Below are 11,822 nucleotides of genomic sequence, written 5' to 3' on the forward strand. Positions count from 1 at the left end.
TATGTCCTTTCGTTATTCCAAGAATGTGTTGCTATATAAAAATTACGCCATAATGGCTGCCATAATTGCTTTTTGAGCATGAAGACGGTTTTCTGCTTGATCGAAAATAACAGAATGATCGCCATCAATGACTCCTTCACTAACTTCTTCTCCACGATGTGCTGGCAAACAATGCATAAACAAGTAGTCTGCTTTAGCATATTTCACTAAATCCTCATTTATTTGAAAAGCCGAAAATGCTGCTTCTCGCTCCTGTTGCTCCGCTTCCTGCCCCATACTAGCCCATACATCGGTATAAATAACATCCGCATCGGCAATAGCTTCCTTCGGATCACGATACACTTGTAGTGTCGCCCCTGTTTCTGCTGCATTCGCCTGCGTTTGTTTTACCAAGTCTTCATCTGGTTCATATCCTTCTGGTGTAGCTATCGCCACATTGACACCAAATTTTGCCCCACCCATCATTAGCGAGTGCACCACATTGTTACCATCACCAATATAAGCTAGTTTAATTCCTTCCAAACGACCCTTTTTCTCCAAAATCGTCTGATAATCAGCCAACGCTTGACATGGATGTGATAAATCAGTCAAACCGTTAATTACAGGTACCATAGCACCACGAGCCAGTTCCACTACATTACGATGAGCAAACGTACGGATCATAATCCCGTCCAAATAACGAGATAGTGTCTGTGCTGTATCCCATATCGTCTCTCCACGACCAATTTGCAAATCGTTGCTGCTCAAAAATAGCCCTTGCCCACCTAGCTGATAAATACCTGTCTCGAAAGAAACACGTGTACGTGTCGATGATTTTTCAAAAATCATTCCCAACGTTTTCCCTCTTAGTGGTTGATATATTTCGCCTGCTTCTAATCTTTTTTTCAAATCTATTGCCAAATCGATCAAATAACGCAGTTCCTCCGGGCTGTAATCTACTAACATCAAAAAGTCGCGCCCTTTTAAGCTTTGCGCCATTTCTTCATTAAAATGCATCATAATGCCTCCTCGTATTATTCCGCTGCCTCTGCCAGCAATTTCGCCAGTATACTAACAGCTATCTCTATTTCTTCATTCGTCACTAGCAAATTAGGCAGCAAACGAAGTACATTCGGACCTGCCGATATAATAAGTAACCCTTCCTGTTGCGCTTTAACAATAATATCTGCAACTGGTCCTTTGCATGCAATACCAATTAACAAGCCTAAACCACGAACTTCTTCTACAAACGCGTTACCAGCTAAGTTCTCTCGTAGTTGTTCTACCAAATAAGCCCCTTGCTTCGCCGCACGTTCCCACAAATTATCAGCAACAATTATTTCTAGTGTCGCCTTCACAGCTGCCGCTGCTAGTGGTGTACCACCAAATGTGGAACCATGGCTACCCGCACTAAAACCAGCACGTAGTTCTTCCTTCGCAACCATCGCTCCAACCGGAAACCCGCTACCTAATCCTTTGGCAAGCGTAAAAATATCTGGTTCAATACCATAATGCTCATGTGCAAACAACTTACCTGTCCGTCCGATACCCGTTTGAATTTCGTCAATAATAAGTAAAATTCCTTCTTGCTTACACAAATCAGCTACTTGCTTCAAGTAAGATTGGCTTGCCGGATAGATGCCGCCTTCCCCTTGCACCGTTTCAAGCATAATCGCTGCTGTATGATCACTAATTGCCGCTTTTAGCACATCAAAATCATTATATTTGACCGTTTTAAATCCGCCCGGTAGAGGCGCAAATCCTTCTTTCACTTTATCTTGTCCGGTCGCCGTTAAAGTTGCCAGCGTTCTTCCATGAAACGATTGCTCAAACGTAATAATTTCATACCTTCCGTTCTGTTTCACCAACTGCTGATAACGACGGGCTAGTTTAATCGCTGCTTCATTCGCTTCCGCACCGGAGTTACAGAAAAAAACAGCATCTCCACCACTATTATCAGTAATTAACTTACCCGCTTCTTCTTGATTCGGAATTTGAAACAAATTAGAAATATGCCATAATTCATCTATTTGCTTCACAACTGCCTCTTTCACTTTTTCTGGCACATGTCCCAAGTTCGTTACAGCAATCCCGCTCATAAAATCCAAATATTTACGACCTTGATCGTCCCATAGCCAGCTACCCTTCCCTTTCACAATCGCTAGCGGAAAACGTGCATAAGTTGGCAACAACGACTGGGCGTTTTGCTCATTATGCGCTTGAGCGTTAGGCGACTTTACTTCCACCTCTTGTTTACTCATCATAATACCCTCCCCTACTATTGCAAAACTTCTCATCATTGCTATCTATGTCTCAAATTTAGCGAACAATCGTCGTACCAACACCGCCAGCTACTACAGCTTTCGTTAGTACTCCTTCTTCCTTACCGCTGACAATTACTACTTTCTGCACTTTCCCTTGAATACAAGCAATCGCCGCTCGTACTTTCGGAATCATCCCACCATATATTTCACCAGATGCAATCATCGCTTCAATTTCGGCAACTGTCACCTGTGGCAATGTTACCATTTCTCCATCGACCTGCTTCATAACGCCTGGAACGTCCGTAACGACAATCATTTGCTCCACATCGAGAAACGATGCCACCGCACCAGCAGCCGTATCCGCATTGATATTGTAACGCTGCCCTGCCTCATCAATACCAAGCGGTGCAATGACCGGCATATAGCCCATATTAATAATACCTTCAATAATCTTCGCCTTTACCGCCACTACTTCTCCGACAAACCCTACTTGATCAGCATTCGCCACCGGTTGCGACAATAACAACTGTCCATCAATACCGGATATACCTAACGCATGTGCGCCACTTTGCTCTATTTTGCGAACGATCTCCTTATTAATTTTGCCGGACAATACCATCTCGACTACATCAAGTACACTTTCACTCGTTTTTCGTAAGCCGTTCACAAACTCCGACTCAATACCAAGCACATCCAACAACTCCGAAATCGCTGGACCACCACCATGAACGATAACCGGATAATGACCATTTGTTTGCAATTCCCTTAGCTCTACAAAAAACCGCTCTGGCAAAGCAGCCAGTGTACTGCCGCCACATTTCATAACAAATCGCTGTTGCATCGCTATACCTCCAAATTCACGCTTCATCCTGGTTCCACCATTATCTACAACGACATTGCCGCTCGTTACTACGTGCGATAAGCTGCGTTAATCCGTACATAATCATACGTTAGATCACAGCCCCATGCTTTCGCCGCGCCATCCGCCATATGCAAATCAACATGAATAATGATCGTATCGCCTTTCAAATATTCCAGCGCCGCTTCCTCATCGAATACAACTGGCTTTGACTGTTGAAGCGTCTGAATCGATCCAAGCGCAATATCTACCGTGTCCACTTGCACCGGCTGTCCTGCTCGACCAATCGCTGCAATAATTCTTCCCCAGTTAGCATCTGCACCAAACATCGCTGACTTCACTAATGACGAACCAACGATCGTTTTGGCAATGGCTTGAGCCGCCTCATCACTTACCGCTCCTTGCACCTGCACTTCAACTAGCTTCGTCGCCCCTTCTCCATCACGCGCAATCCCTTTGGCCAAATGCTCACATACATGACGTAGCCCCGCTACAAACTTCGCCAAATCCGGATGTGCTTCCGTCAATGACGTATTTTCCGCTAAACCACTCGCCATCGCCACTAACATATCATTCGTACTCGTATCTCCATCTACCGTAATCATATTAAAAGAAAGATCCGTCACTTGACGCAACAACGTCTCCAGTACCGTTCCTTCGATTTTTGCATCTGTCGTCACAAATCCAAGCATCGTTGCCATATTAGGCGCTATCATCCCTGATCCTTTGGCAGCACCAGCAATATGGACTGCACGCCCATCAATTTCTACTTGTACGCAAATCATCTTTTGCACCAAATCCGTCGTCAATATCGCTTGACAAAATTGTTCCGCAGCATTCCTATCGTCGCCCAAATGCGTTGGCAACTGATCAATACCACCTATCAATTTATCCATCTTCAATAGCTCTCCGATAACTCCTGTCGAAGCTACCGCTACTTGTTCCTCTGGCACAGCGAACACTTCTGCAAAATGATTACGCATCTGAAACGCATCTTGCTCGCCCTGCTCACCTGTACAAGCATTAGCGTTACCACTATTTACGACAACTGCACGCAACAAACCACTACTAGCAATACTTTGTTTCGTTACTTTAATCGGAGCTGCTTGAAAGGCATTCAGCGTATACACACCAGCTGCCGCTGCTGGCACACTACAAATAATTGCTCCCAAATCATGACGCGTTGATTTTTTTAGCCCACTATGCAAACCACCTGCTGTAAAACCTTTTGGCGTCGTAATCGATCCTTCCGGCACTACTGTAAACAATTCCGCACCCGCTAATTGTCCCATAATAAGTTCTATCTCCTCTACCCAGATATATTAAAAAACTTATGGATAAGCAGGAACGAATTGTAACCCTAGTGACTCATCCCAGCCCATCATCAAATTCATATTTTGAATTGCCTGCCCTGCAGCACCTTTAACCAAATTATCAATGACCGATACAATCGTAACCCGATTCGTTCTCGTATCAACCGCAAACCCAATATCACAATAATTCGAACCCCAAACTTCCTTAGTCGCTGGCAATAACCCAGCTGGACGAATACGAACAAACTGGCGATCTGCATAAAACTCTTTATACGACGCTATAAACTGTTCCGTCGTCCGTTCACCTACTATATTGGCATACATCGTAGACATAATTCCACGCGTCATCGGTACAAGATGTGTCGAAAACGTCGTAACTACTGGCTTTTCGGCAACATCCGAAAGCACCATCTCAATTTCTGGAATATGTTGATGCTGATTAAGTTTATATGCTTTAAAATTCTCGTTCAATTCCGAATAATGAGTCCCAAGCGAAACGCCTCGTCCTGCACCAGATACGCCCGATTTCGCATCAATAATAATAGACGCCGGATCAATAAACCCTGCTTTAATCGCAGGCACCAAGCCCAATAACGTAGCTGTCGGATAACATCCCGGATTAGAAATAAGTGCTGCCCCTTTGACCCGCTCACCATATATTTCAGCTAAACCAAACACCGCTTCACTCAAATACGGTTCTTCCGCTGCCGGCTTTTTATACCACTCTTCATATAAGGCTGGTGACTTCAACCGGTAATCACCTGACAAATCAATGACCTTCAAACCTGCTTGCAAAAATGCTGGAGTAATCTTCGCAGCTACTCCCGCTGGTGTTGCTAAAAAAACAACATCTGCCTTCGTACGAATAAGTGCCGGATCAACATCATCCAATAACTCCTCACGAATATGTTGCAAATGAGGAAAACCATCAGAAAAAGGGGTGCCTGCACTAGAAGATGAGATGACGGAAGTCACTTTCGCCTGTGGATGGGAAGCTAACAAACGTACCAATTCCACCCCACCGTAACCGGTCGAACCTACAATCGCCACTCTCAACTGTTCACTCATTACACTCTCTCCGTTCTATGTCATATTATTTATATCAAACCAACTAGTCTACATTACTAACTTATAATTGTACAACATTCCGTCCGTGATGAAAATAACATGGCATGATGTATTATTATACACATCAGCTAATAATAATACAATAGACTGTATATCATTAAAAAAATCTTTCCTACCTACACTCACAGTTACCAGTTCAAAGCCCGAACCATAAACGATCCGAACATTTCCCTACTGCTTGTAGATAAGAAAGACTTTATTAATCGCCTCCATCGCACGCTCTAACGAACTTTACTGTCGCTATATGTCTTTACTATTTAATAGCTCTACCTTCAGTTGCTCTACTTCTTCCATCGTAAAACCAGTAGTCGCTGCAATGAGTACCACATCCATTTCCAGATTAAGCATCCGCATTGCTATCTCCAATCTTTCCGCATGCCTACCTTCTTGCTTTCCTTCTTGAATCCCTTCTCGCTTAAGATTGTCTAGTGCTTTTTCGAATCGTAACATCTCTGTTTCCTCCTTTTCGGTGTAAATGAGTGTTTCTAACAATATGTGTACATCCGTTTCGTAATCCGGAAGTTTCTTCTTCATAACATTTTCCATTATACAATACAATTGGTACGATTGGCGGCAGCCGAAACGATTTGCGATTAGCAATTAATGTAGCTTCGTTCTGCAATAAGTATCGCCAGATTTCCACTTGATATAACAACAAACGATATGGCATCCGGTAGTCTACGCTGGACTGAAGTTCCAATAACAAGTAGAAAATAACATCCTGACCTTGCAGCTTCACACGATAAACTAAATCCGCCTCTTGCCGCTTAAAATCTTGCAAAACAAACGTATGTGGAATTTCTTCTACTTGTTCCTCATTTACCTCCTGCACCCAACCACGCTTAACAAACGAACGGAGTAAATCAACAAATAACTTTTTACTGGACAATAAAAATCGGTAAGATGTGTCATGTCGTGGATGCAACGTTTCTTCCTGCGGTGCAGTCTCCATAAATTACAACTCCTCACGTTATAATATAATATGTATTTACTCACTCATACACATCACTTAACTGATCTTTTTCTATAAAAAACAAAAAAATCTCCCTCAGCCACAAACAGCGAGTATTCCGTAATCGTCTCAAAAGGACGATCACCTACTGCTGCTTGCAGATAAGAGAGATTTGTTATAGCGTGCTAGCCTATTGCACACTATACTTACTTTTTGCTTCTAATTTTATTGCTGATCCGTTTTAATTTGACTACGTAAATATCCATCAATAAACGAATCAATTTCGCCATCCATTACTGCCCCGACATTTCCTGTTTCCACTTGCGTACGATGATCCTTCACCATACTATACGGATGGAACACATACGAACGAATCTGATTGCCCCACGCAATATCGGATTGCTCGCCACGTATTTCGGCTAGCTGTTTTTGTTGCTCTTCTATTTTGCGTTCATATAGTTTGGAACGAAGCATCTTCATCGCTCGATCACGGTTGGCAATTTGCGAACGTTCTTGCTGACAAGAGACAACGATACCGGTCGGGAGATGCGTAAGTCGAATAGCTGAATCCGTCTTATTAACGTGCTGACCACCAGCTCCACTTGCCCTATACGTATCTACCCGCAAATCTTCCGAGCGAATATCTATTTCTACCGAATCATCAATCTCCGGCATCACATCACAAGATACAAATGACGTATGACGACGACCATTGGAATCGAAAGGTGAAATACGAACTAAACGATGAACTCCTTTTTCTGCCTTCAAATAGCCATATGCGTTATGTCCTTTTATAAGCATCGTCACACTTTTAATACCCGCTTCATCTCCAGGCAAGTAATCCAGCAACTCCACTTTAAAACCACGATGTTCCGCCCAGCGCGTATACATCCGGTACAACATCAGACCCCAATCTTGCGACTCCGTACCGCCAGCACCTGGATGTAACTCCAAAAAGGCATTCAACTTATCATACGGCTGATTAAGAAGTAGCTGCAACTCGAAAGAACCTACTTTTTCCTGCAATCCTTTGACGCTGTCCGCCATATCATTGATTAGCGATTCATCGCCTTCTTCTTCCCCTAACTCCAACATTACTTGCAAATCTTCCAGTTCATTAGCAAGCTCTTCATAGTCTTCGACAACAGACTTCACACCATTTAACTCACTAATTAAACTTTGCGCTCGCTCTTGGTCATCCCAAAAATCAGGCGCACTCATCTTTTCTTCGTAATTCGCAATTTGCTCTCGTTTAAAATCGAGGTCAAAGAGACCCCCTAAGGTTTTGCAAACGCTGAGCAATATCACGCAAATTTTGTTTTACTGTTATATCCAACATGATGCGTTTCTCCCCATTTCAGCAATAATTAATACGAAACGGTACCGCTCCGCTACATCCTACAAGTTTGTTGGACCACTACCGTTACTGACCGTGGCACACTTTATACTTCTTACCGCTACCACATGGGCACGGATCGTTACGCCCTACTTTTTCTTCGCGGCGTGCAGGACGATTTTCTGGCTTCTCACCGCCACCACTCGTAGACGTTGTTTGACCTTTTACCACTTCTTGACGTTCCAAATTACTTTCTACACGAGCTTTCATAATATATCTGGAAATTTCCTCTTGAATGTTCTCAATCATTTCTTGGAACATCTCAAATCCTTCAAACTGATACTCACGTAGCGGATCTGTACCACCATAAGCGCGCAAATGAATACCTTGACGTAATTGATCCATCGCATCGATATGATCCATCCACTTGCTATCTACTGCACGAAGTACTACAACCTTCTCGAACTCACGCATCATCTCTTCGCCAAGCTCTTGCTCACGCTCATCGTAATAAGCAGTAACCTTCGCTTTTAGCCACTCGATAATTTCTTCTTTCTCCTTACCTTTCAAGTCGTCACGAGTAACCGACCCTTCTGGTAACAAGTTAGCATGAACATAATCGATAATTGACTGCAAATCCCAATCTTCCGGAATATCATCCACACAGTGAGCTGCAACTGTACGTTCAATTACAGGCATAATCATATCCATCACTTCAGAACGAATATTTTCCGATTCCAAAATACTTTTACGCTGTTTATAAATAACTTCCCGCTGCTGATTCATTACGTCATCATACTGCAATACGATTTTACGAGTATCAAAGTTATTACCCTCGACTCGCTTCTGTGCTGATTCTACCGCTCGAGTAATCATCTTACTCTCAATCGGCTGATCTTCATCCAATCCGAGACGATCCATCATCGACATAATGTTTTCTGCACCAAATCGGCGCATCAACTCATCTTCCATCGACAGATAAAATTGCGAAGAACCTGGGTCACCTTGACGTCCCGCACGTCCACGCAGCTGATTATCTATCCTCCGGCTTTCATGACGTTCCGTACCGATAATGTGCAAACCGCCAATCTCTGGAACTGAATCTCCTAATATAATATCCGTACCACGACCAGCCATATTCGTTGCGATCGTCACCGCACTAGCTTGCCCTGCACGAGAAATAATTTCTGCTTCCTCCGCATGGAACTTAGCATTCAACACTTTATGCTTCACGCCACGTCTGCGTAACAGCTCCGATAACTTCTCAGAGTTTTCAATCGAAATCGTTCCGACTAGAACCGGTTGATTTTTACTATGACGTTCCGCCACTTCCTCGACAACCGCTTTGAACTTGCCCGTCTCCGTTTTATACACGACATCTGGCATATCTTTTCGTACCATCGAACGGTTTGTAGGAATTTGAATAACATCTAGTCCATAAATACGTCTTAACTCTTCTTCTTCTGTTTTCGCTGTACCAGTCATACCTGCTAGCTTGCGATACATACGGAAATAGTTTTGGAACGTAATCGTTGCCAGCGTCATACTTTCATTCTGTACCTTTAACTGCTCTTTCGCTTCAATTGCTTGATGCAATCCATCACTATAACGACGACCAGCCATCAATCGACCGGTAAACTCGTCAACAATAACGACTTCCTCTTCTTGGACAACATAATCAATATCGCGACGCATAATAACATGCGCTTTTAACGCTTGTTGAATATGGTGGTTAATCGTAACATTATCATGATCAAACAAGTTCTCGATATGGAATGCTTTCTCCGCTTTCTCCACACCAGCCTCTGTCAAAATAACCGTTCGTAGCTTTTCATCAACAGTGAAGTCTTCCTTCGTTTGCAAACGAGTGACAAAACGATCTGCCATATGATACAGCTCCGTAGACTTAGCTGCTTGTCCCGAAATAATAAGCGGCGTACGCGCCTCATCAATAAGAATAGAATCGACCTCATCAATAATAGAAAAATAAAGCGGACGCTGCACCATTTGCTCTTTATAAAGCACCATGTTGTCACGTAAGTAATCAAAGCCAAACTCATTATTCGTTCCATACGTAATATCACATGCGTAAGCTGCTTGCTTCTCATCATGCGATAATCCGTGCAAATTACATCCAACTGTCAAACCAAGGAAATTATACAATTCCCCCATCATCTGACTATCCCGCTCCGCCAAGTAGTTGTTCACCGTAATAACATGAACCCCTTTGCCCAACAAAGCATTCAAATAAACAGGAAGTGTCGCAACGAGCGTTTTACCTTCCCCTGTTTTCATCTCCGCAATATTACCTTCATGCAGCACCATACCACCCATTAACTGCACATCAAAGTGACGCATACCAAGTACACGTTTGGAGGATTCTCTTACTGTAGCAAAAGCTTCTGGCAGCAACGCATCCAGTTCTTCCCCTTTTGCCAACCTATCCTTAAATTGCTCCGTTTTCGCTTGCAGCTGCTCATCCGTCAGCGCAGCAAATTGTGATTCTAATCCATTTATTTCTTCTACTTTTCGAGATAAACGCTTTACCTCGCGTTCATTTGGATCTCCAAATAATTTCTTAACAAGTCCGAGCATGGTTTTCCCCTTTCATGGTCAGCCTTCATTTATACTTTGCTTTAAATTGTAACAGTTTGTAGTCTCTGTCGCAATGTATGAAACAAGCAAATATAACCATTTTACATAATACTGACCGCGCATTCTCTCACAACAGCAAACAAATAAACCATTGCATACGAATATAATCGCATTAATACCCAATATATCCTAATTTATACGTACCTTCACAAACATTCAATATAATCTTAAAAAATATAATATAAATATAGTAAACACACTCATCTGAACCAATCTGATGTACCTCTATTTAAGATCAGCAAAGCCCTGCTCCAGCAAAGGAACAGGGCTGTATTCTCATTATTATGTGTAGGTGTTAATTATTCTTGCTCAATAAGTCCGTATTTTCCATCGCTTCGCTTATACACAACGTTAACTTCCTTATTCTCTGCGTTAGCGAAAACGAAAAAGTTATGCCCTATCATATTCATCTGTAGTATTGCTTCCTCAACATCCATTGGCTTCAGCATAAATTGTTTACGACGAACCAATTCCAGTTCATCATCTTCTGCTATTCCAACAGCTGAGCCTGTCTCTTCCTTGAAGAGAGCTTTTACGCCACTATTTTGGCGGAATTTGCGATTGATCTTCGTTTTATACTTCCGAATTTGTCTCTCAAGCTTATCGACAACTCCATCGATCGAAGCATACATATCTTCGCTCTTCTCCTCGGCTCTTAACATAGTGCCTACCATAGGTATCGTTACCTCTACAGTATGTTGTCCTTTTGTAACAGATAGAGTCACATTGACTTCGGATGCAACTGGTGTTTCAAAATATCTATCCAGTCGACTAAGCTTTTTCTCTACGTAATCTCTTAAAGCTTCTGTTACCTCAATGTTTTGGCCTCGAACGTTGTAATTCATGGGGCACTCCTCCTTTACATAGTTCTATTATATCATATGTATCCACTATTTACAAAATAGATTATAGTATATTATGAATTTTCTGATAACTTAAAACCGAAATAATCCCACTTAATTATCACCTGAAAACTACACAAAAATCATACAAAAAGCCCCAATTACTCGGGGCATTCTAAACTACGCTGTAAGTTTGATTTACTTTACCAATATTGTACCATCTATCGTTCGGTCAATCGACCGGATGATTACAATCTAACTACGTTTGCAGCTTGTGGACCGCGCGCGCCATCAACAATTTCAAATTCAACATCTTGACCCTCTTCTAGTGTCTTGAAACCATCTGTTTGAATCGCTGAGAAGTGAACAAATACATCTCCACCTTCAACAGACTCAATGAAACCATAACCTTTTTCTGCATTAAACCATTTTACTTTACCTTGCATTTGCAAACATTCCCTTCATCTTCAAGTACTGTGAGAGATTCTCTATAT

11 protein-coding genes are annotated in these 11,822 nt (G+C 42.4%); all 11 read right to left on the reverse strand.

The annotated features are described in order from the left end of the window. Positions 1–42: 42 nt before the first annotated feature. The 11 genes from argF to ACFSTH_RS19165 all read right to left on the reverse strand — a co-directional run bounded on the left by argF (position 43) and on the right by ACFSTH_RS19165 (position 11,774). The gene (gene argF, locus ACFSTH_RS19115) at positions 43–999 is read right to left on the reverse strand and encodes an ornithine carbamoyltransferase (RefSeq protein WP_377773649.1); all 957 of its coding nucleotides are present in this window, start codon (positions 997–999) and stop codon (positions 43–45) included. A gap of 14 nt (positions 1,000–1,013) precedes the next feature. Further along, entirely contained in the window at positions 1,014–2,240 is a 1,227-nt protein-coding gene (locus tag ACFSTH_RS19120) for an acetylornithine transaminase (RefSeq protein WP_377773925.1), read from the reverse strand. A 58-nt stretch (positions 2,241–2,298) separates the two neighbouring features. After that, positions 2,299–3,084 (reverse strand): acetylglutamate kinase, encoded by a 786-nt coding sequence (argB, locus tag ACFSTH_RS19125; RefSeq protein ID WP_377773927.1) that lies wholly within the window; start codon positions 3,082–3,084, stop codon positions 2,299–2,301. A gap of 68 nt (positions 3,085–3,152) precedes the next feature. Next, the gene (gene argJ / locus ACFSTH_RS19130) at positions 3,153–4,394 is read right to left on the reverse strand and encodes a bifunctional glutamate N-acetyltransferase/amino-acid acetyltransferase ArgJ (RefSeq protein ID WP_377773651.1); all 1,242 of its coding nucleotides are present in this window, start codon (positions 4,392–4,394) and stop codon (positions 3,153–3,155) included. Positions 4,395–4,433: 39 nt separating this feature from the next. Next, on the reverse strand, positions 4,434–5,483 hold the full coding sequence (gene argC, locus ACFSTH_RS19135) for an N-acetyl-gamma-glutamyl-phosphate reductase (protein WP_377773653.1): 1,050 nt from the start codon (positions 5,481–5,483) through the stop codon (positions 4,434–4,436). Between the two features lie 300 nt (positions 5,484–5,783). Continuing rightward, positions 5,784–5,993, reverse strand: coding sequence for a hypothetical protein (locus ACFSTH_RS19140; protein ID WP_377773655.1), 210 nt, complete (start codon positions 5,991–5,993; stop codon positions 5,784–5,786). Further along, positions 5,959–6,495 (reverse strand): Rpn family recombination-promoting nuclease/putative transposase, encoded by a 537-nt coding sequence (locus tag ACFSTH_RS19145; RefSeq protein WP_377773657.1) that lies wholly within the window; start codon positions 6,493–6,495, stop codon positions 5,959–5,961. The genes ACFSTH_RS19140 and ACFSTH_RS19145 overlap by 35 nt, the downstream gene beginning before the upstream one ends. Before the next feature lie 225 nt (positions 6,496–6,720). After that, a protein-coding gene (prfB, locus tag ACFSTH_RS19150; protein ID WP_377773659.1) for a peptide chain release factor 2 occupies positions 6,721–7,834 on the reverse strand; the annotation gives its coding sequence in 2 pieces (ribosomal slippage) (positions 6,721–7,761 and positions 7,763–7,834; 1,113 coding nt in all). Positions 7,835–7,918: 84 nt separating this feature from the next. Then, the gene (gene secA / locus ACFSTH_RS19155) at positions 7,919–10,426 is read right to left on the reverse strand and encodes a preprotein translocase subunit SecA (RefSeq protein WP_377773661.1); all 2,508 of its coding nucleotides are present in this window, start codon (positions 10,424–10,426) and stop codon (positions 7,919–7,921) included. A 359-nt stretch (positions 10,427–10,785) separates the two neighbouring features. Beyond that, a complete protein-coding gene (gene hpf, locus ACFSTH_RS19160; protein ID WP_377773663.1) occupies positions 10,786–11,331 on the reverse strand; it encodes a ribosome hibernation-promoting factor, HPF/YfiA family in 546 nt (181 codons plus the stop codon). A 245-nt stretch (positions 11,332–11,576) separates the two neighbouring features. Next, positions 11,577–11,774: a cold shock domain-containing protein gene (locus ACFSTH_RS19165; RefSeq protein WP_377773929.1), complete on the reverse strand. Its 198-nt coding sequence runs from the start codon at positions 11,772–11,774 to the stop codon at positions 11,577–11,579. Positions 11,775–11,822 lie beyond the last annotated feature (48 nt).

This window comes from Paenibacillus yanchengensis, assembly GCF_042684845.1.
In the GTDB taxonomy this organism is placed as follows: Bacteria; Bacillota; Bacilli; order Paenibacillales; family Paenibacillaceae; genus Pristimantibacillus; species Pristimantibacillus yanchengensis.